The sequence below is a fragment of the Rothia sp. HMSC068F09 genome (assembly GCF_001812775.1).
GTDB classification, from domain to species: domain Bacteria; phylum Actinomycetota; class Actinomycetes; order Actinomycetales; family Micrococcaceae; genus Rothia; species Rothia mucilaginosa_A.
Genome location: NZ_KV810430.1, coordinates 305,737 through 332,458, shown reverse-complemented (window position 1 = coordinate 332,458; position 26,722 = coordinate 305,737). Strand labels below are relative to the sequence as shown.

20 protein-coding genes and 1 pseudogene are annotated in these 26,722 nt (G+C 61.8%); 17 read left to right on the top strand and 4 right to left on the bottom strand.

The features are described from left to right. Positions 1–34: 34 nt before the first annotated feature. Positions 35–2,065, bottom strand: coding sequence for a bifunctional 3'-5' exonuclease/DNA polymerase (locus HMPREF2874_RS08215; RefSeq protein ID WP_070649918.1), 2,031 nt, complete (start codon positions 2,063–2,065; stop codon positions 35–37). A gap of 525 nt (positions 2,066–2,590) precedes the next feature. On the opposite strand from HMPREF2874_RS08215, the gene HMPREF2874_RS08210 reads away from it, so the two are divergent. From HMPREF2874_RS08210 to HMPREF2874_RS08190, 5 genes are all read left to right on the top strand, one after another. Beyond that, a complete protein-coding gene (locus HMPREF2874_RS08210) occupies positions 2,591–4,087 on the top strand; it encodes a TadA family conjugal transfer-associated ATPase (RefSeq protein ID WP_141754246.1) in 1,497 nt (498 codons plus the stop codon). Next, a complete protein-coding gene (locus tag HMPREF2874_RS08205) occupies positions 4,084–5,292 on the top strand; it encodes a type II secretion system F family protein (RefSeq protein ID WP_049346975.1) in 1,209 nt (402 codons plus the stop codon). The genes HMPREF2874_RS08210 and HMPREF2874_RS08205 overlap by 4 nt, the downstream gene beginning before the upstream one ends. An 87-nt stretch (positions 5,293–5,379) precedes the next feature. Beyond that, positions 5,380–6,069 (top strand): DUF4244 domain-containing protein, encoded by a 690-nt coding sequence (locus HMPREF2874_RS09075; RefSeq protein WP_049343198.1) that lies wholly within the window; start codon positions 5,380–5,382, stop codon positions 6,067–6,069. 79 nt (positions 6,070–6,148) lie between these two features. Then, positions 6,149–6,616, top strand: a complete 468-nt coding sequence (locus HMPREF2874_RS08195) for a TadE family type IV pilus minor pilin (RefSeq protein WP_070649916.1) — start codon at positions 6,149–6,151, stop codon at positions 6,614–6,616. Continuing rightward, positions 6,564–7,076 carry an Rv3654c family TadE-like protein gene (locus tag HMPREF2874_RS08190; RefSeq protein ID WP_083309875.1) on the top strand — a complete coding sequence of 171 codons (513 nt, stop codon included), beginning with the start codon at positions 6,564–6,566 and terminating at the stop codon, positions 7,074–7,076. The genes HMPREF2874_RS08195 and HMPREF2874_RS08190 overlap by 53 nt, the downstream gene beginning before the upstream one ends. A 29-nt stretch (positions 7,077–7,105) precedes the next feature. Here HMPREF2874_RS08190 and HMPREF2874_RS08185 read toward each other — a convergent pair whose 3' ends face one another. Continuing rightward, positions 7,106–9,853 carry a DEAD/DEAH box helicase gene (locus tag HMPREF2874_RS08185; RefSeq protein WP_083309874.1) on the bottom strand — a complete coding sequence of 916 codons (2,748 nt, stop codon included), beginning with the start codon at positions 9,851–9,853 and terminating at the stop codon, positions 7,106–7,108. A 167-nt stretch (positions 9,854–10,020) separates the two neighbouring features. Between HMPREF2874_RS08185 and HMPREF2874_RS08180 the strand changes: the two genes are divergently transcribed. The 7 genes and pseudogenes from HMPREF2874_RS08180 to HMPREF2874_RS09545 all read left to right on the top strand — a co-directional run. Continuing rightward, positions 10,021–10,932, top strand: a complete 912-nt coding sequence (locus HMPREF2874_RS08180) for an oxygen-dependent tRNA uridine(34) hydroxylase TrhO (protein WP_049331667.1) — start codon at positions 10,021–10,023, stop codon at positions 10,930–10,932. Beyond that, positions 10,932–11,429, top strand: coding sequence for a GyrI-like domain-containing protein (locus HMPREF2874_RS08175; RefSeq protein ID WP_049331670.1), 498 nt, complete (start codon positions 10,932–10,934; stop codon positions 11,427–11,429). Before HMPREF2874_RS08180 ends, HMPREF2874_RS08175 begins: the two co-directional genes overlap by 1 nt. 306 nt (positions 11,430–11,735) lie before the next feature. Continuing rightward, positions 11,736–12,836 (top strand): LLM class flavin-dependent oxidoreductase, encoded by a 1,101-nt coding sequence (locus tag HMPREF2874_RS08170; RefSeq protein ID WP_070649915.1) that lies wholly within the window; start codon positions 11,736–11,738, stop codon positions 12,834–12,836. 871 nt (positions 12,837–13,707) lie between these two features. Further along, positions 13,708–14,661 carry a hypothetical protein gene (locus HMPREF2874_RS08165; protein ID WP_070542851.1) on the top strand — a complete coding sequence of 318 codons (954 nt, stop codon included), beginning with the start codon at positions 13,708–13,710 and terminating at the stop codon, positions 14,659–14,661. Positions 14,662–15,453: 792 nt separating this feature from the next. Then, on the top strand, positions 15,454–15,813 hold the full coding sequence (locus tag HMPREF2874_RS08160; protein ID WP_049331677.1) for a Cd(II)/Pb(II)-sensing metalloregulatory transcriptional regulator CmtR: 360 nt from the start codon (positions 15,454–15,456) through the stop codon (positions 15,811–15,813). Next, on the top strand, positions 15,810–16,454 hold the full coding sequence (locus HMPREF2874_RS08155; protein ID WP_049331681.1) for a cation diffusion facilitator family transporter: 645 nt from the start codon (positions 15,810–15,812) through the stop codon (positions 16,452–16,454). Before HMPREF2874_RS08160 ends, HMPREF2874_RS08155 begins: the two co-directional genes overlap by 4 nt. Positions 16,455–16,492: 38 nt before the next feature. Next, a pseudogene (locus HMPREF2874_RS09545) lies at positions 16,493–16,579 on the top strand (luciferase); the annotation flags it as partial. A gap of 247 nt (positions 16,580–16,826) precedes the next feature. On the opposite strand, the gene HMPREF2874_RS08145 reads toward HMPREF2874_RS09545, so the two are convergent. Together HMPREF2874_RS08145 and HMPREF2874_RS08140 are read right to left on the bottom strand one after the other, a co-directional pair. Beyond that, positions 16,827–17,375: a pyrimidine dimer DNA glycosylase/endonuclease V gene (locus tag HMPREF2874_RS08145; protein ID WP_049343205.1), complete on the bottom strand. Its 549-nt coding sequence runs from the start codon at positions 17,373–17,375 to the stop codon at positions 16,827–16,829. A 2-nt stretch (positions 17,376–17,377) separates the two neighbouring features. Beyond that, the gene (locus HMPREF2874_RS08140; protein ID WP_246823800.1) at positions 17,378–19,138 is read right to left on the bottom strand and encodes a DUF7059 domain-containing protein; all 1,761 of its coding nucleotides are present in this window, start codon (positions 19,136–19,138) and stop codon (positions 17,378–17,380) included. Between the two features lie 99 nt (positions 19,139–19,237). On the opposite strand from HMPREF2874_RS08140, the gene HMPREF2874_RS08135 reads away from it, so the two are divergent. From HMPREF2874_RS08135 to HMPREF2874_RS09245, 5 genes are all read left to right on the top strand, one after another. After that, positions 19,238–19,684 carry a pyridoxamine 5'-phosphate oxidase family protein gene (locus HMPREF2874_RS08135; RefSeq protein ID WP_049343207.1) on the top strand — a complete coding sequence of 149 codons (447 nt, stop codon included), beginning with the start codon at positions 19,238–19,240 and terminating at the stop codon, positions 19,682–19,684. Between the two features lie 303 nt (positions 19,685–19,987). Continuing rightward, positions 19,988–22,804, top strand: coding sequence for a type I DNA topoisomerase (gene topA / locus HMPREF2874_RS08130; protein ID WP_049346902.1), 2,817 nt, complete (start codon positions 19,988–19,990; stop codon positions 22,802–22,804). 264 nt (positions 22,805–23,068) lie between these two features. Next, positions 23,069–23,944, top strand: a complete 876-nt coding sequence (locus HMPREF2874_RS09250; protein ID WP_141754245.1) for a hypothetical protein — start codon at positions 23,069–23,071, stop codon at positions 23,942–23,944. A 318-nt stretch (positions 23,945–24,262) separates the two neighbouring features. Beyond that, positions 24,263–25,234 (top strand): Ppx/GppA phosphatase family protein, encoded by a 972-nt coding sequence (locus HMPREF2874_RS08125; RefSeq protein ID WP_070649913.1) that lies wholly within the window; start codon positions 24,263–24,265, stop codon positions 25,232–25,234. A gap of 197 nt (positions 25,235–25,431) precedes the next feature. Then, the coding region (locus tag HMPREF2874_RS09245; protein WP_168165164.1) for a hypothetical protein at positions 25,432–26,722 on the top strand (1,291 nt) is incomplete at its 3' end.

The following is a 26,722-nucleotide window of genomic DNA, read 5'->3' as shown; positions in this document are numbered from 1 at the left end:
CCACCCCGCGGCGGCCCGCACAGCCCGCCGCGGGTTATTTACCTTCGGAGTAATCGTGCACGTGGTGCACCGAGACGGGAAAATCCACCGGGACCCTGCCGAAAAGCAGACGCGCCGCCTCCGCCGCACACTCGCGCACGATGCGAGCCACGCGCTCGGCCTCCAGCTCCGGACCGCACAGCAGCAGCTCATCGTGCAGAAAATAGACGATGCGGGTGCGCATGGGCATGCCGAAAATCGTCTCCGTCAGCAGGCGGGTGCGCACCGAACCCATCCAGCACAGCGCCCACTCCGCGGCGGTTCCCTGAACAATAAAGTTGCGGGTCATGCGGCCGTGAGCACGCGCGGTCGACACCGCACGCGATTCGGCCGCCGGCGAGGAACGATCCGCCACAATCTCGCGAAAACGATCGCTCACCGGCGGTGAAGTGCGCCCCAGAAAAGTCGTCACCTGACCGCCCGCCTCACCGATGCGCGCCGCCCGCTCCGTGAACTCCATGGCCTGCGGGAAGAGGGCCGCAACGTGCGGAAGAAGCGCCCCAATCTCGCCGCTGCGTCCGCCGTACATGATGGCGAGCATGCCCACCTTGGCGTGGGCGCGCTCCGTCAGACCCACGCCCTTGAGACGCGCCAACTCCGCGATGCCGGCGTACAGGTCGGCGCCTCGTCCGGCCGATGCGAGCGCCTCATCCCGGCTGAGGGCCGCCAGGATGCGCGGCTCAATCTGCGAGCCGTCCGTCACCGTCAGAATCTGCCCCTCCGGGGCCTGAATTGCCTGCCGAATCTCGGCGGGAAGCTGCAGGGCACCGCCGCCCGAAGCGCCCCAGCGCCCGGTCGCGGCCCCGCCCACCTCGAGGTGCGGGCGGAAAGCGCCCTCAGAAACCCAGGTGTCGGACCACGTCCAGCCGTTGGCGGTCCAGATGCGGTACAGCTTCTTGTAGCGCAGAATCGGTTCAATGAGGGCCTGCCGCTTCTGCCGCTGCGAGGGCACGGCCTTCGCCCAGCTCTTGAGCTCCCAGGACCGGGTCGACGTCACCGAGGCACCCGCCGACTGCAGGGCGTGCAGAAGCTCCTGCGGTGAGTCGGGGTTAAGCGTGGGCATGAACAGCATACGCTGGATCTCTTCGACCAGCTCCTGCATCTTTTGTGGGCGTTGGCCGGGCTCGGGCCGGGGGCCCAGTAGTTCCTGCAGGTGTTCGTGGTGAGCCCTCACGTTAAAGGGGATGCCGTAGTACCCGATTTCGGCAGCGACGAGGGCGCCCGCCGATTCGGCCGCCGCCAGCAATCGCAGACGTTCGGGATGCTTCGAGGAGCTGATGGCCCGCGCCTGGGCCAGCCATTCGCCCATGAGGGCGCGCACGACGGGGTGTTCCGGCAAAAGACGGACGGGCCCGGCCGAAAGCTGTGCCTCGAAGGGCTCGTGAGGCGCTGGCTCAAGAAGATCGTGGGTCCCCGAGGCCTGCGCGGGATTCTTTGCGGAAGCACCGGCTGAACCGGCGTTCTTCTGAGCGGCACCGCTCAGGAAATCCGCGCCGAATAGTTCCTCCTGCCCCTGAATTTGGCGGGCCACCGGCAGGTATCCCTGGGGCTCTAGAGCCTCGGTGAGCTCCGAGAGGTCCAGCTCGGTTTCGTAGCTGACAAAGCGGCTGGGATGCGTGGCTGCGGTCCGCAGAATACGCTGCACGAGCCGCAGATCGTAGCACTGGTGCACGCGCACCCCGCGCCGCAATAGCAGGGGTGCGATGTGACGGGTATCGGCCCAGATCCAGCGCGGGGGTCGGCGGTCCGGGGACCGCTCGGCCCTCCGCTCAACCTCGCGCACGTAGGCCGCCAGGTTCGCGGCGCTGACCCGGTCTGCGCGCAGAATCTGCGGAATGAAGGAAGGGTCGGCCAGCTGCTCGGCGGTGGGGTCTTCGTAGTGGAAAGCTCCCCAGGACGTCACCGGGCTCTCCGCCCGTCCGCGCGCGGGCACGCCCGCCGCAATGCGGGCGGTGACGGGCTGATTCGCGGTGCCGGTGCGGGCCGTGATGTCCGCACCGGTGGCGGGGCTGAGGAGGATGTACATAGTTCCATTATCGGTGACGACCGGGTGCGGGCCGTGACGGGGCGTCGAGCCTGTGGATAGTAGGAGCGGCTGAGCGGCTGAAGGGGTTGTGCGAGGCTGGGGGCGCTGTGCGAGGCCGGGATGCCGTGTGAGACAGGGGTGCTGTGCGAAGCGGGGGCGGGTCTTGAAGCGGGTGAGTTTTGGAGTAAGCGAGTTTTGGGGCGGACGACTTTGGGGCTGTGCGGTTTTCGCGTTTCGTCATAAAGCCGTCGGAACGGAGGCTGAGCGGCCAAAACGAGGCGAAAACGCCCTGTGGATAACGGATTTTTCGGGGTTTAAGCCGGAATTATCCACAGAACGATTGTTCTATATTTGGGGGTTTTCCTCACGTGGTGTGATGAACCCATGAAGAATACCGACCAGCTACAGAACCCGCAGCGCACCCTACTCGCTGACTCGCCGCGCGTGAGGGCGCAGATTCCTCCGCGGGAGTCGGAACAGGGCCTTGCCCCCACACCGCCAGCTGGGGCGCCTCACGGGGTGCCTATGCCTAGCGGGGTGTCTGCCGGGGCGAGTGTTTCCGCGCTGATGGTGCCCGAAGACTACCGGGCCCGCGCCGTGGCCGTACAGGCGAGGGAGCGCATCCTGCGTTCCCCGGAATGGAGCTCCCTCGCGCTCGACGGAGCCGCGGCCTTTAATGGGCCCTCATCAGCACAGCCCTTCTTCGAGTCGCCGTTGCGTCCTCTCCTCGAGGGGGTCGTGGAGGAGGTTATCGCCGAGATAGACGGAGCCCCGCCGCCCGGTGCGCTCCCGGGGTCGCCCCGGGTAGCCCCGGGGATTCTGCACCGTTTTATGCCCCGGGTCCTCTCGGGTACCCTATCCCTACGGAGAAAGCCGGGGAAGCTACCGGGCGTTTTTACTGCACATCCCGCAGGTCCGCGCGCCGCCGAACGGGGGACCGCCCCGTGGAGCTACCCCAGCGTCGAACACGTACCCGTCGACCGAGAACTGGCTCTGCGCTACCTGGGGTCTGAGCTCTACGGGTTTGGCGCGCTCGATTTGCTCCTCGAAGCGGGGGAAAAACTCGGCGCCGCCATCACCGACATCTACGTGAACTCACCCTGCGATATTTGGGCGGGCCTCGGTGGTGAGGTTCGCCCCGTCGCCCTGAGCCTCGGCAACGAGCAGCGAGTGCGTGCCCTGGCCGAGCGCCTTATTCGCCGCCGCGGTGGGCAACTGGATACCGCGCACCCGGCTGCCGACGTCAGCGATGAGGTGGGTCGACGCATCCACGCCATCATTCCGCCCCTGAGCGAGCGCACCCGCCTGTCCATCCGATTGCCGGCAAGGGAACGCCCTGGCCTAAACCGCCTCGTCAGCGTCGGATTGTGTGATGCCGCAACCGCCGACTACCTGCGTCGCATGGTGGCCGAGCGCCGTGGATTCGTCATTAGCGGCGGTACGGGAACCGGTAAGACGACGCTCCTCAACGCCCTGCTGGGGCTGTGTGAACCGGCCGAGCGCATCGTCATTCTGGAGGACACCCCGGAGCTCGCCCCCGAACACGAGCAGGTCGTTGCCCTTAGAACCCGAGCCGCGAATTCAGAGGGGGCGGGCGCTATCGGCCTGGGCGAACTCATCGTGCAAGCCCTGCGCATGGGCCCGGACCGCCTGGTTGTGGGGGAGTGCCGCGGGGCGGAGGTGGTGCACCTGCTGACCGCCATGAATACCGGTCACCGCGGTGCCGGGACCACGCTGCACGCCAATAGTGCCGAGGCGGTGCCTCGCCGGCTGATTGCCCTGGGCGCGCTCGCGGGCCTGGATTATAGAACGGTTGCTCTGCATACGGTGACGGCTTTTGAGCGCATTATTCACCTCGAGCAGCAGGGCGGCCGCCGCCGCATTGAGGGCGTGTATAGCCTGCACGTTGAGGGGCCCGAAGAGCGGTTGCGGGTGCGGAGGATTCCCATTAATCCGGAGCCCGGTCGAGGGGTAGCCCCGTCGGAGTCAGCCGGAGGCGTCCGGGAAAGGGGGAGAACATGAGGGCCGCACGAACCGCCTCGCTGAACCTGCGGGAGCGCTGGGAGAATCGCCGCCCCGGCGCGGCGGATGCCGAAGAGATGCGCGTGTGGCCGCTCGTGTTGCGTTCCCTGGCCCTCAACCTGCGATCGGGAATGAGTCTGCACGAGGCGGTGCAATCCCTCTCGTACCCCGAAGAGCACCCACGGATCGGTGAAGATATTCGCCGGTTTATCCGGGCTCTGGAGACCGCCGCGGCCTGGGGACTATCGCCGCATCTGGCTTGCGAACAGGTTCTTGACGAGGACGAACGCAGCCTGAGACCTCACAGCCGAGAACGCCTGCGCGACCTGTCCCTCAGCCTGCGCATGAGCGAAAACGCCGGAGCGCCCCTGGCCACCAGTCTGGAGCGGGCCGCCGAGCACGCCGAGGAACGTATCGATGCGCTCCTGGGACGGCAGAGCGCGCTGGCGGCGCCTCGAGCTACCGGTCGAATCCTCTCGTGGCTACCGCTCATCGGGCTGGGACTGGGAATGTTGATGGGCAGCGATCCGCTGGGCGTGCTTACCGGCTCGGTGGCCGGTGCCCTCGCGGGCTTGCTCGGATTCGCCCTGGCTTTTATCGGGCGAGGATGGACGGCCCGGCTGGTGCGCCGGGCCGAGGAGGAGAGTGAGGGCAGGAGCTCCCCGGCCGCTCAGCCCGTCCGACTCGGTGGGCACCTCGCGAGGGAACCGACCGGTCGTGAGGCTCGACGCTTCGGCTCTTTGGGGCACGCGTCTTTGGGGCACACGGAAGCCTGCGCTCCACCCGGAGTGGACACGGCTCTCATGTTGGAGCTGCTCGCCGCGCAGCTGAGGGCCGGGCTCTCGCCACTTTCGGCCCTGACGGCTCTCGCCGAGGCCCTGAACAGCGGGCAACTGCGAGCGATATGCCGCCGACTGCAGATGGGAGCCACCTGGGAGGCGGCCTGGGCCGGAACCGCCACGGGAAGCTGGGGTCCGCTGAGGGACGCACTCGCCCCGGCCTACACCGCCGGTAGCCCGAGCGCGCCCCTGCTCAGGGCCCTCGCCGACGCGCAACGCCTGAGTGAGCGTCGCGCCGCGGAGCGGGCCGCCGGAAAACTTTCGGTTGCCCTGGTCGTACCCCTCGGACTCTGCTCCCTACCGGCATTCATCTGCCTGGGCATCGTGCCCATCCTCATTTCGCTCCTGCCGACCCTCACCGGGTAGGCCCCGCGGGAACGATCCCACATTCTCGCGCCGAGTTGAACGAACCGCTCGGTGCGCAATCCCAAATACCTTGAGAAAGGAAGACCAATGACGAACATTCTGACCCCCACCTACCCCGAACGACGTGGAGAGAATGAAACCGACCGCTACGAGGCGGAGGCTGCCCAGACTATCCTCGGGCCCGTGCCGCTCTCGGTTGCCATCGCCACGACCCTCAAACAATTGCGCGAGGAATGTGCGGACCTCTTCGACGGGGATGAATTGCCCGATACGAAGGCCCCCAAGATTACCCTGCCCGGCGCCTCGAGCGAGGCCCCGATGGGGCTCCCGCAGGAGCTGGCTCAGAGCGAAGAACGCGTTCTGAATATTGCCCGTGCCCTGGCCGAGGGATGCACCCTAGACTCTTGTGGCCCCACCTGCTGCGCGCTGGGTTGCGCACTTGACGAAGGCGAAGAACGTAGCTCGCGCGCTGCGGGAGATGGGACTGAGCCCGCTGAACCGACCGGGTGTTACGGGACTTCATGCGGGGACGAACCGCTCGTGCGCTCCACCGCTCTCGGTGCCGCGGAGCGTGAAACGCACGAAGCCGAACGTTACGCCCCCGCCGGTGACGTGGAGGAGGGCGCATCCACCGCGGAGTACGGAATCGTCATGCTTGCGGCGGTCGGTTTCGCGGGGCTGCTGGTGGTCATCCTCAAATCGGACGAGGTGCGTTCAATGCTCCTGGACATCGTGCGTAACGCCCTCTCGATTGCGGGAAACACGGGCCTGATATAGGGCTATAAGATATTGGGCCAGGCCTAATTGTGACCGGTAGAAACACCTGGAATATCAGCACAGAAAGGAGGAATAAAGAATGACCGTTCGTGTCATTTTAGGTCGTATTGTGGGTAGGTCTCGGAGGCACAACCCTCGGCCCGAGGAACTGGGCGCCGTAACCGCCGAGTTCGCGGTGGCCCTGCCCGCCGTGACCGCGGTGCTCGCCCTCTGCCTGGGGGCAGCCTCCACCGGCGTGGCCCAGGTAAAGCTGGAAGAATCGGCCCGGGCGGCGGCCCGTGCAGCCGCCCGGGGCGACTCGGAAGCCGAGATTCGTGCGGTCGTCGAACGCATCGACCCGGCGCAGAGCGTGCAGGTGAGCGCGGCGAACGGGGAGCCTGGTGAGGCCTCGCAGGTGCAGGTCGTGGTGACCCGCCCCGCTCCCGGCGTTATCGGCGCCACGACGGGATGGACCCTGCGAGCCGAGGCTCACGCCCGACAGGAAGGAGACATCGATGAACCGGAAGAACCGGGAGGGCACAGCGCCGACTCTGGCGAACCCGGCTAGGGCGGGCGACCCGGTATCCGCGGGGTCCCGGGAGGAGGGCAGCGGCACAGTTCTCGCGTTGGGCATCGTGGCCGTTCTGCTGATTATGACGGTGACGGTGGCCGGACTCATCGGGGTGGTTTCCGCCAATCGACGAGCCTCCTCCGCGGCCGATCTCAGCGCCCTGGCCGCGGCGGACGCCTACAGGGGTCTTGCCTCCGGAGACCCCTGCGAGGTGGCCAAGGAATGGGCCGTCAAGAACGGCGCCCGGCTGGAGGCGTGCATCTTCCCGGACCGACCCGAAACCGTGGAGGTGACGGTCGCAGTGCCGGTCAGCGGCCCGATGAGCGTGCTGGGCCCGGCGAGAGCGCGAGCCCGGGCGGGAGCCGCGCACCCGCTGGGGGAGCACGCCCCGGAAGTCCCCGAGGTTGAGGACCCTCCCGAGGAGATGCCCGCGGAGGAAGCGCCACCGACGGATTGAGCTTCGGGAGTCTAGCCCTCGACGGCTTTCTAATCCCTGGCGACTATCCCGGGAGTCGCCCCCTCTTCCGTATCGGTGCTTCCGTCGATGCTCTTCAGCATGGCCCTCAGCAGGGCCATCGCGCCGGCCTTGCTGAGGGGCTCGTTGCGGTTACCGCACTTGGGCGAGTGTACGCAGGAGGGGCACCCCTGCTCGCATCCGCAGCTTTCGATGGCCTCGAGGGTGGCGCTCAGCCACCGCCGAACCGCGCCGAAGCCGCGCTCGCTGATGCCCGCACCGCCCTGCGCGGCATCGTAAACGAAGATCGTGGGCTGGCCGGTATCAACGTGGTAGAGCGTGGAGAGCCCTCCCAGATCCCAACGATCGCTGGTGGCGATGAGGGGCAGCAGGCCGATGGCGGCGTGCTCGGCGGCATGCAGGGTGCCCGGGCCGTCCTCTTCGGTCACTCCGGCCCCGAAGAGGTAGCTGGGCTCGAACGTGAACCAGACGGCTTCGGTGATGAGCACCTCCGGGGGCATGGGCATGGGCTCGTTACCCAGGTGCTCACCGCCGTAGACCGAGAAACGTTTGTAGCCGGTCACCTGGTTGGTGACCTGAACCTGGCCGCGGTGCATCGTGAGGACGGTGTCGGAACTTTCGCCGGGGCCTACGCTGCGGGCCTCCTCGAAGCGTACGCGCGCCCGCTCGGCGAGCACTCGCACCTCGGTGGTTTCGATAGCTCGCGTGTAGAAGTCCGGGTTGGCGCGGCTGAGCAGAATCACGCGCTCGTCCTCGCTGAGGGATTCGACCACGTAGAGAACGTTCTGGTGAATATATACCGCTCCGGGGTGCCCCTGACTCATGGCGTGTGCGGCGTCCATGGTGCCGACGAGCGTACCCTCCTGCCCGTCGATGAGCTGGTAGGGGCCACCACCGGTTCCGCGGATGTCGACCAGGTCGGCGGCAGACTCGGCGTGCGTCCAGAACCAGCCGTCGGCGCGGCGGCGCAGGTACCCCTGCTGCACCAGGCGATCCAGGAGCGCCTCGGTGTGCGGGCCGAAAAGGTTCAGCTCCTCAACGCGGATGGGGGCCTCCTGGGCGGCCGCACAGAGCTGAGGGGAGAGCACATAGGGGTTGGTTGGGTCGAAAACGGTGGCTTCAACGTCCTGCCCAAAAATCGCCTCCGGGTGGTGCACCAGGTAGGTATCGAGCGGGTTGTCGTCGGCGATGAGAACGGCGAGCGCGTCCTGGCCGCCTCGTCCGGCTCTGCCGATGCGCTGGGTAAAGGATGCGCGGGTGCCGGGCCAGCCGGCCACGATGACCGCGTCCAGCCCGGAAATGTCGATACCCAGCTCCAGTGCGGAGGTGCTGGCCAGGCCCAGCAGCTCGCCGTTGCGGAGCCTGCGTTCGAGTTCGCGGCGCTCTTCGGGGGTGTATCCTGCCCGGTACGCGGCGACACGGTGGGCGAGGCCGGGCTCAACTTCGTCGAGGTAGCGTTGGGTCTTCTGTGAGAGGACCTCCACGCTGCGACGGGAGCCCGCAAAGACCAGCGAGCGGGTGCGCGATAGCACCAGGTCGGTGAGCATCTGCGCACCCTGCTCGATGGGGGAGAGGCGGCGCGGGGCATTCTGTTCGGCTTCGGATTTGAGGGCCTCCTGCTGGGTGCTGCGGGCACCGGCGGCCAGGCGGTCGGTTGCTGCGGGCGGGAGTAGCTCGGGTTCCCAGAGCACCACCGCAGTCTCGCCGCGGGCAGCCGTGGATTCGGTGATGGCGGTGACCGCCCGCTGCGGCACGCCAATGAGCTTGGCGAAGGACTCGACCGGGTTGGAGCTGGTGGCCGAGGCGCCGTAGAACACGGGCACGCTGCGGTAAAGGGCGCAGACGCGCCGTAGACGGCGCATCAGATTGGCGATGTGCGCGCCGAAGACCCCTCGATAGCTGTGGGCCTCGTCGAGCACCACGTAGCGCAGCCCGCGCAGGAAGGAGGCCCACTGCCGGTGGTTGCTCAGAATCGAGTAGTTGAGCATGTCCGGGGTGGTGAGGATGAAGTTGGCGTGCTCGCGAATCCAGCGGCGTTCGCCGGTGGGGGTGTCCCCGTCGTAGCTGGCCGGGTAAAGCCCGGGAAGATTGTAGGAGGTGAGGGCGGTGAGTTGGTCTGCGGAGAGTGCCTTCGCCGGAGAAATATAAAGAATATTCGCTCTATTATTGAGGTTCTCAGCCCCGGAATACGCGGAAGTTGAGCTCACCGGTTCGCCGCACGAAGCTCGGTAAACGGCGTCCAGCGTGGGCATCAGGTAGCTCAGGGTCTTGCCCGATGCCGTGCCCGTGGCAACGATAACGTGCCCGCCGCTACCCGGTCCCTCCGCGTGCGCGCGACCCGGCGCGGACATCTGGTCGCCGGGCGAAGCTGTGGGGTGCCCGCTCCGCCAGCCGTAGCGGGCGGCGCTCGCCTCCAGGGCGGCGTCAAGACCGGCGTGGGCCGCCTGCGCGGCGGCGACCTGGTGAGCGTATGGCTCCGAAATGCCGAGAGATTCGAAGGCCTCCACCACGCGCGGATGCATCCACTGCGGCCAGGGGGCGTGCTCCGCCTCGCGGGCCGGGATGGCGTGCACGTGGGTGATCTGCTCGGGCAGAGCGGAGGCGGGCGACAGCTCGGGGAGGAGGGCGCTCAGAGCCTGCTGGGTGGTGCCCGGAAGGTCGCCGAGGCGGCGGGGCACGCCGGGTGCCGCCGGTGGGCCCGAACGGTCTACGTTCGCGGATTGGGGGTCTGCGGGGTGATGAGCTGCGTGCTGGGGCATGGCTTCAATTGTAGGTCTCGGCTCGCGCGCGAACTCCCTCGTTCGTTACGGGCCCATCCGTCTTCGGTCGGAGGCGTTCCGGGGCATCGGGCGTATTTCTGTGCCGAGGGTTCGCACGCATCAAGGATTCTGTATGTATTGAGGGTATTGCACGTTAAAATAGTTTCGTGGCTCAAAATAAGATTATTCTGTATTACCAGTTCGCCCCCATCGCCGACCCGCAGGCGGTCATGCTCTGGCAGCGTGCCCTCTGCGAGAAGCTCGGCCTGCGCGGGCGCATCCTGATTTCCAAGCACGGCATTAACGGCACCCTCGGCGGCGAGATTAACGCGGTCAAGGCGTACACCAAGGAAACCCGCAAGTACCCCGGCTTCAAGAACATGGAGTTCAAGTGGTCCGAGGGTGGTGCGGAGGACTTCCCTCGCCTGTCCGTGAAAGCTCGCGACGAGATTGTGGCTTTCGGCGCTCCCGACGAGCTGCAGGTGGACGAGACCGGCGTCGTTGGCGGCGGCGTGCACCTGAAGCCCGAAGAGGTCAACAAGCTCGTTGAAGAGCGCGGCGACGAGGTGGTCTTCTTTGACGGCCGTAATGCCTTCGAAGCGAAGATTGGCAAGTTCAAGAACGCCATTGTCCCCGACGTGCGCACCACCCACGACTTCATTCGCGAGATTGAGTCCGGCAAGTATGACGACATTAAGGACAAGCCGGTCGTCACCTACTGCACCGGCGGCATCCGCTGCGAGATTCTCTCCGCGCTCATGAAGAACCGCGGCTTCAAGGAGATCTATCAGATCGACGGCGGCATCGTGCGCTACGGCGAGAAGTACGGCGATAAGGAACTGTGGGAAGGCTCGCTCTACGTCTTCGACAAGCGCATGCACATGGAGTTCACCCCCGACACCGTCACCATCGGCAAGTGCGAACAGTGCGGCGCGCCCTCGAATAAGTTCGAGAACTGCTCCAACGAGAACTGCCGTGAGCTGGTTCTGCTCTGCCCCGAGTGCGCAGCTGATGATGCGAAGCGCCACTGCGTGCCCGAGTGCTCGGTGGACCGCGAAGCCGCCGAGGTGAGGGCCTAATGGCCTCCGCCAAGGAGAACGCGGTTCAGATTTCAGAGCCCCGCGTTGAGGAACACCCGGCGATGGTCGTTGCCGGCGTTTCGCGGGTGTTTTCCCTGGATGAGGACTTCTCCCCGCTGTGGGATGAGCTGAATCAGAAGGCCTCCCCGGCAATGCTGGACGTTCTGAATGTGACCCAGTACCTGGGCGTGTGCACTCAGCCGAACCCGAAGGGGCAGGTCCGCTACACCGCGGGTTTCCTGGTTTCGGAGCCGGCGAGCGCGGCGAAGCTAGGTCTGGGCGTGCTGGAGTTGCCTGCGAGCACCTATGCGGTGGTTGAGGTGACCGGCCCGATTTCGGAGTCCATTCCGGCTGGCTTTGCGAGCTTTGAGGAGGCGTTCTTCGCGAAGAATCCGCAGTACCGCCCGGTTGGTGGCCTGGAGGTTTACGGCCGCGGCGATATGCAGGCGGCTGATTACCGTATGGAACTGTGGGTTCCGCTGGCGAAGCGTTCCTAATGTAGCTTGTTTCTGCGGTTATAGTTGCAGTTTTGGCTGTTGAATAGAAGGGCCCGGTGGTGCGATGTGTTCGTGCCGCCGGGCTTTTTGTGCCCTTTTTCAGCTATATTTTGCGCCAGCATTTTGTGGCGGTATGCGTGCCTCGTGTGGGTGAGGCGTGCGGGTGGTGTGTGCGGCGAAAGGGGAGCGGTGCTCTGTGTGTAATACTCCGAAACAAAATACTTGACATGTAAAGTATCTGGGTTTAGATTTAAACCACCAGCCCGGCACTACAAGAGCCCGAGCGCAACCCGCAAAGGAAAAACCATGAGCACCCCCACCGCCTCCAACAGCCAGAGCACCCCGCAGCTCGACGAATCCATCCGCATCAGCCACCTCGAACCCAAGGCTGGCACCGAAAAGAAGCTCGGCTTCCTCTCCTTCGGCCACTGGGCTGAGGTCCCCGGCTCCCGCGTACCGAACGCCGCAGAATCCCTGCACCAGGCCATCGACCTGGCGGTAGGGGCCGAAGACATCGGCCTGGACGGCGCGTTCTTCCGCGTGCACCACTTCGACCAGCAGCAGGCAACCCCCTACCCGCTGCTCTCCGCCATCGCGGCGAAGACCGAACGCATCGAACTGGGCACCGGCGTGATTGATATGCGCTACGAAAACCCGCTCTACATGGCAGAACTTGCCGCCATGGCAGACCTCATCGCGGCGGGCCGACTGCAGCTCGGTGTCTCCCGTGGTTCGCCCGAATCCGTGATTCGCGGTTTTGAGAGCTTCGGCTACTACCCGGCAGAGGGTGAAAACGAGAGCGACATGGCGCGCCGTCACCTCGACATCTTCCTCAAGGCAATCGAGGGTGAGGGTATGGCACCCAGCGCTCGCGTTCCCGGCAAGTACGCCCCCGTCCAGCCGCAGTCGCCGGGCCTGCGTGACCGCATCTGGTGGGGCGCGGGCACCGATAGCACCGCCGTGTGGACCGCGCAGAAGGGCCTGAACCTCATGTCTTCGACTCTGATGCTTGAAGATAAGGGTATTCCCTTCGACCAGCAGCAGGCGCAGCAGATTCGCCTCTTCCGCTCCGAGTGGGTGAAGGCGGGTAACTCGGGTGTTCCGCGTGTTTCGGTCTCCCGCTCGGTGCTGCCGGTGATTGATGAGACCTCAGCGCGCTACTTCGGTCGCCGCGCCGCGGAGGATTCACAGGATTACACCGGCATTATCGACAACAGCTTCTCTCGCTTTGGCCGTAGCTACATTGGTGACCCGGCGGAGATTGCCGAGGAGCTCGCTCGTGACGAGGCGGTTCAGGCAGCGGACACCGTGCTGCTGACCGTACCGAACCAGCTGGGCGTGGACTTCAATCTGAAGATGCTGGATGCCATCGTCAAGGAAATCAAGCCCGCGCTGACCACCAAGTAAATATCATAAAATTATTGAATTTATTGGTTATTTTAGAAATATTTATTGGTAAATAAATAGGGTGCAGAACGGTGTAAAAACAGCATGCTGTCTGGGTGTATCGTCCACGTGTAAGTTTGCGCTTTATTCCCTAAACTAATTTTCATTATGAAGATCGCCCCCGGAGCTATGATTCCGGGGGCGATCTGTGTGCTATCGGGCTATTTGAATCCGCATGTGAGGGTTGAGAATATGTGGGGTCGGGGCACATCCTATCGAGGCGCATCCTAGGTGGAAGGTCTGTTGCCTTGCGTCCTGAACCTTTCAAAGGTGGGGGAGCGGGTTTTTCCCTGTGTTTCATAAAGTCGTCCGACTCGTTGATTTGACGGGGCAGGGCAGCACTTTCGAGTAATATTTGTGTTGGGTAGGCAAAGGTGATAAACGTCACGATAATAGTGGCGACTCTCTTCTTCTGCCTGAAGGTAAGTGTTGGCTTCGGGGGTGAAGAGTGTGGTTTTTTGTGGCTTTCTACAAGAATAAATACCCGGAAAAAGGGGTATTGCCTGTTGTGGGCTATATTAAAGCCACATATTTCTCCGCACTGAAAATAAATAATTCAAAGCATATAAATGCAATTTATTTAAAAATTTTATTTAATGCATCTCAATGCATTTTTATTATCTTTTGAATATGCCTAGTCTTAACACGCCACCCAGGATTTTCCAACGACGATGAACCGTCGTGAAAAGGGTAGATCGAGTGCTCATCCGGAAAGCCCGGAGATAAGAGCGTTCTTCCAGGTGGATACTTCTTCCTGTACCGACCCTTTCAGAGCATCTTCGGTAGCGCATCGTGAATTATCACTCAACATACGAGATAAGGACTAGTCCTCATGACTTCTGAAAAATCCTCTATCGAGGCTCAGCAGCCCGGTTTGAGCCGCCGCCAGTTGGCAGCCGGTGCAGCCTGGGCAACCCCCGTTATCGCCGCATCCGCTGTCGTTCCGGCATATGCTGCCAGCACCGGTGATACTGCCGGCAGCGAATACGGTCTCTTCGTGACCACCGCTTATAACGGTGGTTTTGTCGGTTATACCCACAGTGATGACGCTGGTTTTAACGGCCCCACCAGCCCCCAGGCATACTGGGCTAACGGTGGCACCTATACCCCGACCATGAATGTTACTTCTGAAGGCTGCTTCACCGATGGTATGGCAAAGGTTGGCGCGGGTAGCTACACTCCTGTGACCAACTCTGGTAGCGGTTCTAACGGTGGTTATGTTAGCTCGACCGGCTTCTGGTTCTCTGTACCCACCACTGCGGTGAAGACCGGTACCGGTTACGTCTCTGGTTCTAAGGCAGTTCTGAAGGCGGGTGCGCGTTTCAGCACCCTGGTGACCGTGGTCGTCCCGACTACCTCCAACTGGAAGTGGACTCTCAACAATATTGCCCTTCAGCGATCCGCTCAGAAGTGGACTAAGACTCTCACCGGCCGCATGGGCGATTTGAATGCTACCGCTCCGTACCTGGGTACCGCGAACGTGGCTGGCACCTGGAATGCTTCTGTGCCGACCATCAAGGATAACGGCGACGGCACCGCAACCTTTACCGGCACGATTACTTACACGACCAGCCGAGATTACACTCTGACTCAGACCGGTTCTAAGTACTACGGTCAGGTTGTTATTCTGCCCGGTGTGATTGAAGTTTACCCGGCATACGGTTTTAAGAGCTTCTCCCTGACCTCGCAGGTGGAATCGGCTACCATCACCTACTCGGGTGCTGAGGTGCCGAACGTTCAGCTGAATAACGAGCTACAGACCACCGCTACTATTCGTAGCTGCTAATCCCAGGGATAAGTCTTCTACATTAGGCAGTTGAGAGGAAGAAAACAGGGAATATATTGGCGCCGATGTTCGGCGCAGATGGTACATCAAGCGCTACGCGGACGACGGTATATGCACCGCTCCTGTAGAAGTTGCACCCTGTGGATGAGAGTGACCGCGCGGAGCATATCAGAGCAGGCAGACGGTGTTTGGTGCCCCGAATGTTGACACCCTGAATGAAATGGAAAAATGGGGGTGCGGAAGCTAGAGGAAGAATAAACCTCGCTCCGGGCTCATCACGCACCTTCAGAATCTGTCAGATCATGCGCAAACGTAATGGTTTTCAAGCCCTGTCACCTTCACACTCAGCCGATAGGGACCGGGGTAAAAACCTGTGTCATACGTGACGTACCACGGCGCTACCCGGTAGATACCCGGTGTAGAAGACAGCCCTCAGTCACATCGGTAAAGCCTCGCCCCCATAGCTTGGGAGCGGGGCTTTACCGCGCTTTAAAAGCTCTCGCAAGTGTTTTCAGATGCAGAAGTTCTAGAATCCCTCTGCCTAGAAATCCCTCTGTCTAAAAGTCCTTCGTCTTTTCCCAAGGCTCAATAGCGCCCGGAACCACCTCAAAGAGCGGATGCGCACACGCCGCCAGCTCGCCGCGTGCCGCCAGCGTGCCGCCGTCGCTTCCGTGATGGGCGGTGGTCGCTGATGAGCGCGAACTCTGCCGCCTCCCGAGGGCAAGGGCGCGGAGCACGTGCGGCAGCCCGCACAAGTGGACAATTGGTCAGTTATCACTGTATAGTCATCGTATGCTGACTATTGCTTCACACCTCGACGTCATGAACCGGCTCGGCCGCGCCATGGCCGACCCGACACGTTCCCGGATTCTGATGACCCTCCTCGGCGGCCCGAGCTATCCAGCCGTGCTCTCGCGCGAGCTGGAGCTGACCCGCTCGAACGTGTCCAACCACCTGACCTGCTTGCGCGATTGCGGAATCGTCGTTGCCGAGCCCGAGGGCCGCCAGACGCGCTACGAGATCGCCGACCCGCACCTCGCCGCGGCGCTGACGTCCCTGATCGACGTCACGCTCGCGGTGGACGAGGCCGCGCCGTGCATCGACCCGGCATGCTCGGTGTCGGGCTGCTGTGGAACGGCGGCGGGAGCATGAGTGAGACCCTGACCACCGCGCGCCGCGCGATGCTGCACCGGCGCGTCCGCTTCATCGTCGGCTTCACGATCACGTACAACGTAATCGAGGCAATCGTCGCAGTCTGGGCAGGCGTCCTCGCCTCGTCCGCGGCGCTCATTGGCTTCGGGCTCGACTCGGTTGTCGAGGTACTCTCGGCCGCGGCCGTCACCTGGCAGTTCACCCGCAAGGACCCTGAGCGGTGGGAAACGGTCACCGTCAAGGCCATCGGCATCGCGTTCTTCGCGCTGGCGGCCTACGTCTCGATCGACGCGGTGCTGGCCCTGGTCGGCCAGGAGGGCCCCGACCGCAGCCCGCTGGGTCTCGGTATCACCGCGCTGAGCCTGGTCGTCATGCCTCTGCTGGCGTGGATTGAGGTCCGCACCGGGCGGGAGCTGGGCTCCAAGAGCGTGATGGCCGACGCCAAGCAGCTCATCCTGTGCATCTACCTCTCCGGTGCAGTGTTCATCGGCCTCGTCCTCGACAGCCTGTTCGGCTGGTGGTGGGCTGACTCGGTCGCGGCGCTGGTCGTGGCGGTGCTCGCGGTGCGCGAAGGCCTGGAGGCCTGGCGCGGCGACGTCGAGTCGCCGTTCGAAGTGCTAGAGGACCTCGAAGACGACTGACCCGTCACCCGACGTTGAAGAGCCAGTGCTGCAACCCAGACATGCGCTACGAAAACCCGCTCTACATGGCTGAACTTGCCGCCATGGCCGATCTCATTGCGGCGGGTCGACTGCAGCTGGGTGTGGACTTCAACCTGAAGATGCTTGAGACAATCGTGAAGGAGATCAAGCCCGTGCTGACCACCAAGTAAAGACCATGAGGTGAAGGTCCTGGGGTAAAGACCCCGTGCCAAGCTGTTTCCAGCGCTCTGTAACGCGCTGAGATGTTTGTTCCCATACAGCTTGAGCCACACATACAGCGATGCCCCGGCAGGCACCCGCAAGGGTTCTGCCGGGGCATTACTATGCTCACGTTCTTAGAAATCCTTCTGTCTAAAAGTCCTTCGTCTTTTCCCAAGGCTCAATAGCGCCCGGAACCACCTCAAAGAGCGGATGCGCACACGCCGCCAGCTCGCCGCGTGCCGCCAGGCGCTCGCTCAACCGATGCTCCCACTCGGGGTCACGCCCAGCCACCTTGTGCTGCAGAAAGGCGAGCTCGTACTCCAGCTGACCCAAAGGAACGGGAATATGCGCGACCGAAGTGTACGGGTTTCCTGCCTTGTCGGCGCAGTTTTTACCTGTGCCGTTTTTAACTGCGCTATTTTTGTTTGTGCTATCTTTGCCCGCCTCATCTTCGCCCGCACCAATCAGTGCACGGTTGAACGAGTAGCCGCGGGCATCCGCCTCATCCGCCAACCCGCACAGGTAGGTGGCAACCGCCCCCAGCGGCTGCGGATGCGCGCGAAAACGAATCAGCTGCGGATGGTTCGTGTACCCGCGAGTCAGACCCCGCAGAACCTTCTGCGCCAGCAGGGTTTCACGCCAGCAGGCGACCAGGGCACGGCGGTCAAGCAAGGAGGGGTGCAGGGACCAAATGCGCACGCCTAGCCCTGCGCTTCTGCCGCATATACCTCAGCGGCATTTTCGTCAGCCGATGCTGCGCCCGCGTGCTCGTCGCTAAAGTGCAGGAAGCTCTTGAGCACCAGCTCGCGCACCGCGTGCAGCAGGGTGTCGCGCGGATGCTGTTCCTGCGTACCGCGCGCGGCGGCGGCCGCCTCGTCGTATTCGGGCCAGGAGAGCAGCATCGCCAGGGCCGCCACAATCTGGCCCACGGCAAGCTCGCCATCGCTCGCGGAAGTGAAACCCGCCGTCTCGGTGGAGAGCAGCTGGGTGCGGCACAGACCCGAACCGGCACGCAACAAAATGACGCTGGGATGCTCGGCACCGGGGCGGCCGTGGCGTTCCTCGGTGACGTCCTCGGCGACCTCCAGGTGCGCGGCGAGGAGCGCCTCATCGTCCATGGCGGCCAGGCGGTCGTAGCGGCGCACCGATTCGGTGAGGGCGCGGGCGATGGGCTGCTGAATCGGGTAGGTAATCTCCTCAAAACGCAGCAGGGGTGCGGCCAGGCCGGCGGTGGTGTCCTCGCTGGGGCGGCGCAGCCAAATCATGCCGAAGCCAATAGAATGAACGTTCCGGGATTCGAAGTCGTTTAGATACGCCAGGTAGGTCTGCTCGTAGTGCTTGCGGTCGCGGTTCTCGCTCGCATCCTTCAGCCAGGTCTCGGCGTAGGACTCGGGGCTCAGCGTCTCGCGCTGAATAATCCAGGCCTCGGCGTCGGCATCTTCAACCCAGGCGCGCACGCGCTCGTCCCAGGAACGCGGCTGCGAGGGGTCCTCGGAATCGCGAATAATCTCCCAGTTGCCTAGCATCTGCGCGCGGCCGCCGGGCACCAGAACCGAGGGCAGGCGGCGCACCATCGTGCTGACAATCTCGTCGCCGGGCAGGCCGCCGTCGCGGTAGGTGAACTGCTCCTCGGCGCTCTCACCGGCCACGCGCGGGGTAATCACGAACGGCGGGTTCGACACCACCAGGTCGAAGCGTTCACCGGCCACCGGGTCCAGCAGGGAACCCTCACGCAGGCTCACGCGATCCTGCGGGTTCTGCGGGTCAATATCAAGGGCGGGAGCGTTCAGCAGCAGGTTAAAACGGGTGAAGGCCAGGGCGCGCTCCGAAATATCGGTGGCGGTCACGTGACGCGCGTGAGCCAGCAGGTGGAAGGTCTGAATACCGCAGCCGGTACCCACATCCAGGGCACGCTCGACGGGGGTGCGCTCGGTAATCTGCGCCAGGGTCAGGGACGCGTGACCGATGCCGAGCACGTGATCCTTGCGGAGCACGCCGGGACGCTGATGCGCGCCCAGGTCCGCGGCCACATAAATCTCGGTGCCGTCGTCGGCGGCGTGCGGGCGCAGGTCAACGCTCGCGGTCCAGCGACCTGCCGCGTCGCGCTCAATCAGGGATGCCTCCGCGAAGTCCTGCAGGATCTCGCCGAAGACCTCTGCGGCCTCCGCCTCGGTCAGCGGGCGGGCCAGCAGGAAAAACGCCAGCAGGCGCGCCAGGTTCTTCTGTTCCGCACTGTACTCGCCGCGCAAAATCTGCTCGACACGCCAAATTCCGGGGACCACCTGGTCGCGGGCCATCGCATCCGCGGCGTTCGCGCCCAAAAGCTCCTGCACGGCGTCGTACGTGTAGTTCAGGGCAGTGAGGCGCTCGCGCAGGCGCACGAGGCGGGCGTAGTCGTCGCTGCGGGGCGCATCCGCAACAGCGGCGTACTCCGGGGCGAAGTCGGGGGCAGAAATACTCATGCACACCATTCTACGCACCGGGCCCACACCACCTTCCCGTTATCCACAGCGACCCGCCGCTACCCTGACGCGGGCCCAACATCGCATACACTGTAGAGCATGAGCAATCTCTACCCCGATGAAAGCATCAGCGCCGAGAAATGCTGGGAGCGCCTGCACGCGAACACCCTCGGCCGACTCGTCATGACCGACGGGCAGCACGTCGACGTGCTCCCCGTGCTCTACGCCGTGGCCAACCAGGAAATTTACATCCGCACCACCCGCGGCAATAAGTTCTCCTCCGTGGTGGTCAGCCGCCGCGTCGCCTTCGAAATCGACGAAACCCTCGAGGACGGCATCCGCTCGGTCATCGTGGTCGGCGTCGCCCACTGGCTCCCGCCCGAGATGACCCCGCAGATCGTGCGCACCTTCGACCTGCCGGACTCCGACACGCACGAAATGCAGTGGGTGCGCATCGTGCCGCAGACCGTGTACGGCCGCGAATACCCGCTGCTGCCCGCATACCTGGACGGCACCCACCCCGACTCTGATACCCTCACCAGCTAGCGGTTAGCGTCCACACCCCGGAAAACGCGGCCCCGCAGGATCCCCGGTGAGCACGTCAACGGGTGCCCCGTGCACCAATCAGTCCACCGGTACCGTATGATGGAGCGAGTACCCTGCGACCACCGCGTCTCAGCGCACACACGGTGCGGGGCGCAACCTCGACCCCCGCTCCGGGAGTCCAACACACTAATCGCTCAACGAAACACCTCACCCATCGTATTGAACCGCCCCGACCGCCCGGACCGGACGTTCGTGTGGGTTATGGTTGAATACGTAGCGACAACACATAGATAGAGGAGTGCCGTGCCCGCTCAGGCCAAGAATGGAAAAGCCCTGCTAATCGTGGAGTCCCCCTCCAAGGTCAAGACCATTAGCGGCTACCTCGGCGAGGACTACCTGGTCGACTCGTCCATGGGTCATATCCGTGACCTTCCGCAGCCCTCCGAGCTGCCCGAAAACCTCAAGAAGGGCCCCTACGGCAAGTTCGCGGTCGACGTTGAAGACGGCTTCGAACCCTACTATGTGGTCAACCCCGACAAAAAGAAGAAGGTTACCGAGCTCAAGCGCAAGCTCAAAGAAGTAGACGCGCTCTACCTGGCAACCGATGGTGACCGCGAGGGTGAGGCCATCGCGTGGCACCTGAAGGAAGTCCTCAAGCCCAAGGTGCCCGTCTACCGCATGACCTTCCCCGAAATCACCCGGGAAGCCATTCAGCGTGCCTTCGGCGAACTGCGCGACATCGACCTGCACCTGGTCGATGCGCAGGAGACCCGCCGCATCCTCGACCGTATCTACGGTTACGAAATTTCCCCCGTGCTCTGGCGCAAGGTCGGCCGCGGCCTCTCTGCAGGCCGCGTGCAGTCCGTCGCGACCCGCCTCGTGGTCGAGCGCGAACGCGAACGCATGGCCTTCGTCGCCGCCAACTACTGGGACCTGTCCGGCCGCTTCCTGAACGCGACCTCCGAGGGCTTCGACGCCAAGCTCGTCGCCGTGGACGGCAACCGCATCGCCACCGGCAAGGACTTCGCTGACGACGGCACCCTCAGCTCCTCCAAGGTCACCCACCTGAACGAGGAGGCGGCCCGCGCGCTCGCGGCCGCCCTGCAGTCAGCGGCGTTCTCGGTGCGTTCGGTCGAGACCAAGCCGTACAAGCGCCGCCCGGCAGCGCCGTTCACGACCTCCACCCTGCAGCAGGAAGCCGCGCGTAAGCTGCGCTTCTCCTCTCGCGTGACCATGCAGGTTGCGCAGCGCCTGTACGAGAACGGTTACATCACCTACATGCGCACCGATTCGGTTGCGCTGAGCGATCAGGCCGTCAAGGCCGCACGCCGCCAGGCCTCCGAGCTGTACGGCGCCGAGTTCGTGCCCTCCGCACCGCGCGTGTACACCTCCAAGAGCAAGAACGCGCAGGAAGCCCACGAGGCAATTCGTCCCGCGGGTGACACCTTCCGCACCCCGGACGCCGTGCGCGGCTCTCTGTCCAATGACGAGTTCCGCCTCTACGAGCTGATCTGGAAGCGTACCGTCGCCTCCCAGATGGCCGACGCGACCGGTTCCACCGCCTCCGTGCGCCTGGGCGCCGTGGCCTCCAACGGTCAGGACGCCGAGTTCGCCGCATCCGGCACCGTCATCACCTTCCGTGGCTTCCTCGCCGCATACGAGGAAGGCGTTGACGCATCCCGCGTGGCTGAACGTGAGGCGAAGGACGCTGAGAAGCGCCTGCCGAACCTGACCGCCGGCGAGGCTCTGACCGCAGAGGCGATTGAGCCCGCCGGTCACGAGACCCTGCCGCCCCCGCGCTACACCGAAGCCTCCCTCGTGAAGACCCTGGACGAGCTGGGCATTGGCCGTCCGTCCACCTACGCGGCGGTTATTTCGACCATCATGGACCGCGGATACGTGAACGTTCGTTCTGGTTCGCTGATTCCCTCCTGGACCGCGTTCTCCGTGGTGCGCCTGCTCGAATCCAGCTTCGGCCCCTACGTGAACTACGAGTTCACCGCCCAGATGGAGGAAGACCTCGACCGCATCGCGCGCGGTGAGGAGTCCCGCGTCGAGTGGTTGGACGAGTTCTACTTCGGCGGCGACTCCAAGCGCGGCCTAAAGCCCATCGTTGACAACCTCGGCGAAATTGACGCCCGCAGCATCAACTCCATCCCGATTGCGGACGGCATTGTGCTGCGCGTGGGCAAGTTCGGCCCCTACCTGGAGGCCGAAGGCACCCTCGACACCGAGACTGGCGAGCTGACCGAACCGGTCCGCGCGAATGTACCTGCCGACCTGGCACCGGACGAACTGACCGAAGCGAAGGCACGCGAACTGCTCGAACAGGGCAAGTCCGACGGCCGCGTGCTCGGCGTGGACCCGGTCTCCGGCAACCAGATTGTGGCTCGCGACGGTCGCTACGGCCCCTACGTTACCGAGGTGATCGAGGAGATGACCGAGGAGCAGATCCAGGCATACCTGGACGCGCAGCCGACCGAATACTACAAGAACGGTAAGCCCAAGCCGAAGAAGAAGCCGAAGCCCGCCAAGCCTCGTACCGCGTCCCTGTTCAAGTCCATGGACCTGGCGACCGTGACCCTGGAGCAGGCACTGCAGCTGATGAGTCTGCCGCGCGTGCTCGGTACCGACGCTGAGGGCGTGGAGATTACCGTGCAGAACGGCCGATTCGGCCCGTACCTGAAGAAGGGCACGGACTCCCGTTCGATTGGCAGCGAGGACGAGATCTTCACAATTACGCTGGAGCAGGCACTGGAGATTTACTCCCAGCCGAAGCAGCGCGGTCGTGCGGCGGCTAAGCCTCCGCTGGCTGAGCTAGGCGTGGACCCGGTCAGCGAGAAGAAGATCGTGGTGAAGGACGGCCGCTTTGGCCCGTACATCACCGACGGTATTACGAACATTACGGTTCCGCGTGCGGAGTCGGTCGAGTCGCTGACCCACGAGCGTGCGGTGCAGCTGCTGGCTGACAAGCGCGCGAAGGGCCCGGTCAAGCGTAAGACCGCCGCGAAGAAGACCACTACGGCTAAGAAGACGACTGCTAAGAAGACGACCGCAAAGTCTACTACCGCGAAGAAGACGACCACTCGTAAGACCGCGGCGAAGAAGACCGCCGAGTAGCTCTTCTACCTGAAGGCGCAGGATGCGTCCCGAACCCCTTAGCGGGGTGGGGCGCCTCCTGCGCCTTTTGCGTGCCCGGGCTTTTGGGTGTCCGGGGAACGTTTGTGCTCGGGATGTTCGGCGCATTTTTGTGCCCGCGCTGTGTTTTTAGGCTTGCACTGTGCTGATGCTGGGCATCCGCCCGGATTGTTTGCGGAGTGACCCTGTCCTATAAAACTTTAGTAAAATAGGATGTGTATATCTATCTAACCGTTAGGGGAGAGAATGGCAAACAATCAAGACTGGGTTCCTCTAAGTATTCGGAATGGTGACAGGGAAGAATTTTCTTTATCCAACACGATTCCAAATGCAACAAAGCCAATTATTACAGCTAGTATAAAAAATCTTGCACGATATATCTATCCAAAGTTTGATTTATTTTTTGCTAGATTGCGAGTTCCCATAGATTTTAGCATGCCTTTAGCGGATGTATTTTATTCATATATGGACTCTGATGAAAAATCTTATATGGATGGATTCGACTTTATTCTGCATTCGACTTCGTTAATATCTGAAGATTCTTATCCCTTTTATGAGTCCGTTGTGCAGGAAATCCACAACATTCAAGATATCTTGCGATACGCAAATGTGAACTGGAAAATTTCTATCTCTTCTGAAGATAAGCGACTATATCTGGAGCGCCGAGTTATACCTGCTGCCCAAGAGAGATATATTAAGCTCTCTGAGGCTGTCTCGAATCTTGCTGGAGAACACCTTAAAAAAAGTTGGAAAAATGCATATATGTACGACGGAAACTATAAAGAAGCGTGGGAGTATGCGCGCAAAGCCGTAGAATGTATGCTGACTCCTATTGTTGTCCCCAAAAATAAAAGGGCAACAATTTCAACGCTGATTCGAGATATGAATGCGAAGCCGGAAAAATGGGTATGTGCAATACCGGCCGGTAGTAATAAAGAATCTGTTGAAAAATTTATATCTTTAGTAAGGATGATGCCCTATGAGCCAGGACATCATGGTCAGGAACCTACTGAAATATCAGAGAAGGAAGCGCAGGTGCAGGTAACCCTTGCATTAACAATTTGCCAGATCCTGCATGACGGAGGCTTGGCTCTTAAGAGTGATGAAGAAAAATCAGGGTAGTTGAAAATCTAGTTAGTTGTTTGGGTTTGCCTGAAGGCGCAGGATGCGCCCCGAACCCCCCGCGTGGGGTGGGGCGCCTCCTGCGCCTTTTGCGCGCTCGGGAAAATGGATGCCCGGCGAACGTTTGTGCTCGGGGTCGGGGTGCCCAGCGCGTTTTTGTGCCCGCGCTGTGTTTTGGGCTCGCGCTGTGCTGATGCTGGGCATCCGCCCGGATTGTTTGCGGAGTGAGCCGCGCCTCTGAGAGACTGGGAGAGGCGTCGCACCTGCGGTACCGCACACAGACGATATCCCGCCGCGGGCGGGGGAGGGGAGCGCACCGTGCGCCTGGGAGTTCTGGATGTCGGGTCGAATACGGTCCACCTGCTACTGATTGACGGCAGCCCCGGGGCGCGCCCCGAACCGTACGCGTCGCACAAGATTCCGCTGCAGCTCGTGCAGTACCTCGACGCTGAGGGCAATATCTCACAGGAGGGTGCGGACGCACTGACCCGCTTCGTGACCAGCGCCCGCGACTTCGCTATCGAGAATGAGGCGGAGGACCTGCTGGCGTTCTCAACGAGCGCTATCCGTGAGGCGGGTAATGGTGCGGCGGTGCTGCAGCAGGTGCGTGAGCAGACCGGCGTGAGCCTGAACGGTATTTCGGGCGACCAAGAGGCGGCGATTACGTACTTTGCGGTGCGCCGCTGGCAGGGCTGGGGTGCGGGCCGCATCCTTGATTTTGATATTGGTGGCGGCTCTTTTGAGTTTTCGACGGGTACGAATGCGTTGCCGGATGCGGCGATGAGCGTGCCGTTGGGGGCGGGCCGTTTGACGCGTGAGTTTTTTGATGAGCAGCCGCCGAAGCCGAAGCAGGTGAAGCGTCTGCGTAAGTATGTGCGTGAGCAGATTGCCCCGGTGGCGGAGAATCTGTTGCGTTATGGTGCGCCGGATATGACGGTGGGTACGTCGAAGACGTTCCGTTCGTTGGCGCGTATTTGCGGTGCGGCGCCGTATTCGGCGGGCCCGCATGTGAAGCGTGAGATGCACCTGCAGGATTTGCGCCTGTGGACTCGTCGCATGGAGGCGATGACGGTGTCTGAGCGTGCTGACCTGCCGGGTGTTTCGAAGGCTCGTGCGGAGCAGATGCTGGCGGGCGCTATCGCTGCGGAGGCGGCGATGGAGGCGTTCGGTATTGAGACGATGCGCGTGTGCCCGTGGGCGCTGCGTGAGGGCCTGATCCTGAAGCGTATTGAGCACCTGGCGGAGGGTACGGGTACTCCGGTCAACCCGAAGACCCTCCTGGGTGTGTAACCCGGGCGTGACGTGGCCGAATAGCCGCAATGAACCCCGCAGGCTGGTGCGTAATGGGCACCCGCCTGCGGGGTTCAAGTTGTACTTTATTGTTTCGTGATAATCTGTGAACGTTGACGGCTGTACAGCGATGTAAAACGCGGCTGTCTAGGAAGTTTATCCACCAACAAAGTTGTCGAAAAGGAATAAAAGGAAACATGGACTTACTGCTATTGGCACATTTGTTTGCTGATGGGAATCAGGACGCTAAAGCATCGAGTGCGCCGCTGTGGGCGGCTTGGATTCCTGCTGTAATTGCTCTTCTTGGAACGCTCCTTGTTGCTTGGCGGAGTGGTCGGAAGACTGACAAGCAGATGGAACTGTCTAAACAAGCTACTCCACCAGAACTGACACGGTATAAAGAATGGCTTGAAATTTCTAAGACTTATAAGGAACTTGTTAATTTTGAAGATGTAGACGCACTCTCTAAGGTTTCGGATGAATATAAGGGAATTGAGGCTTCGCGAGAAGTAGCTTTCCAGCGCGCAGTTTGGGAGCGTAAAGTACTCTCCGCTTGCCCTGATCCTAATGGTCAAAAGCGTCTCTTAGATATCCCTCATGGGGTAGTAGTTAATGGCAATAAAGCCAATTTTACTCCAAGCTTTGAAATTGCTGGTCTGACTGTAATTGGAATATTTATTTCCCTGTTATTAATTCTGCTTGCGATCGCATTCGTATGCTTCCTTGTGGTTGATCTTTACGGTGTTATTTTTACAAAAGGTTTTAAGCTTGGCGAGTGGGATATTATATCCATAGTTGCGGATCCTTTATTAATTGCCTTTACCCTATGGGGGACAATATCTTTCACTAATATTATAGATGTAGTAATTCTGAATTTGACAGGGAAGTATTTTGCTGAGTATGGGTATCTTCGTATTGTTCAAGAGGGTTTATCAGCTGAAGAGTTTAAAGATATTTTAAAGAGCTCTTCTAATGGGAACAGTAACGCGCAAAGATGTATCTTCGCTCTATGGGATGAGAATTATCGCAATTTTGTATATTGTCCAGAGGCAGTGAATTCAAAATTTTCCTATATTTGGGTAGTGTTTAAATTTGGTCTTCCTTATTGGGTTGTAAATTGGGGGCATGAAGAACGTGGATACAACTACGGTGAATATAGGTTGGATATTTTTGATATCGATAAAGAAGAAGCTTCTAATAATTTAAATGCGCCTATTGAGAATAAGGAAACCTATAATAAGGCTAAAGGATCAAAGCAAATGATTCGTCGTAGATTCTCTAGGCCTGCTGGTTGTCGGAAGTTGAAAGTTGTCCGCCCCAATCGATGGGAATCTTTGCAAAGTAAAAAGGGTTTCAATGTTAGAGGTAAATATAAGGCGGAAATCTTTGGAATCAATAAAGAGGAAAGCTCTAATAAGTTGGATATATCTGTCAATGATAAGAAAACCTATAAAAAATTGATTCGTCGTAGATTCTCTAGGCCTGCTG

Excerpts from the sequence above, each read along its gene's own strand:
- HMPREF2874_RS08215 (WP_070649918.1), bottom strand. The coding sequence starts at position 2,065 with ATGTACATCCTCCTCAGCCCCGCCACCGGTGCGGACATCACGGCCCGC.
- HMPREF2874_RS08185 (WP_083309874.1), bottom strand. The coding sequence starts at position 9,853 with ATGCCCCAGCACGCAGCTCATCACCCCGCAGACCCCCAATCCGCGAAC.
- HMPREF2874_RS08135 (WP_049343207.1), top strand. The coding sequence starts at position 19,238 with ATGAGCAATCTCTACCCCGATGAAAGCATCAGCGCCGAGAAATGCTGG.
- HMPREF2874_RS08175 (WP_049331670.1), top strand. The coding sequence starts at position 10,932 with ATGGCCTCCGCCAAGGAGAACGCGGTTCAGATTTCAGAGCCCCGCGTT.
- HMPREF2874_RS08160 (WP_049331677.1), top strand. The coding sequence starts at position 15,454 with ATGCTGACTATTGCTTCACACCTCGACGTCATGAACCGGCTCGGCCGC.
- HMPREF2874_RS08190 (WP_083309875.1), top strand. The coding sequence starts at position 6,564 with ATGAACCGGAAGAACCGGGAGGGCACAGCGCCGACTCTGGCGAACCCG.
- HMPREF2874_RS08140 (WP_246823800.1), bottom strand. The coding sequence starts at position 19,138 with ATGAGTATTTCTGCCCCCGACTTCGCCCCGGAGTACGCCGCTGTTGCG.
- HMPREF2874_RS08210 (WP_141754246.1), top strand. The coding sequence starts at position 2,591 with ATGCCTAGCGGGGTGTCTGCCGGGGCGAGTGTTTCCGCGCTGATGGTG.
- HMPREF2874_RS09075 (WP_049343198.1), top strand. The coding sequence starts at position 5,380 with ATGACGAACATTCTGACCCCCACCTACCCCGAACGACGTGGAGAGAAT.
- HMPREF2874_RS08205 (WP_049346975.1), top strand. The coding sequence starts at position 4,084 with ATGAGGGCCGCACGAACCGCCTCGCTGAACCTGCGGGAGCGCTGGGAG.
- HMPREF2874_RS08155 (WP_049331681.1), top strand. The coding sequence starts at position 15,810 with ATGAGTGAGACCCTGACCACCGCGCGCCGCGCGATGCTGCACCGGCGC.
- HMPREF2874_RS08195 (WP_070649916.1), top strand. The coding sequence starts at position 6,149 with ATGACCGTTCGTGTCATTTTAGGTCGTATTGTGGGTAGGTCTCGGAGG.
- HMPREF2874_RS09250 (WP_141754245.1), top strand. The coding sequence starts at position 23,069 with ATGGCAAACAATCAAGACTGGGTTCCTCTAAGTATTCGGAATGGTGAC.
- HMPREF2874_RS08170 (WP_070649915.1), top strand. The coding sequence starts at position 11,736 with ATGAGCACCCCCACCGCCTCCAACAGCCAGAGCACCCCGCAGCTCGAC.
- HMPREF2874_RS08165 (WP_070542851.1), top strand. The coding sequence starts at position 13,708 with ATGACTTCTGAAAAATCCTCTATCGAGGCTCAGCAGCCCGGTTTGAGC.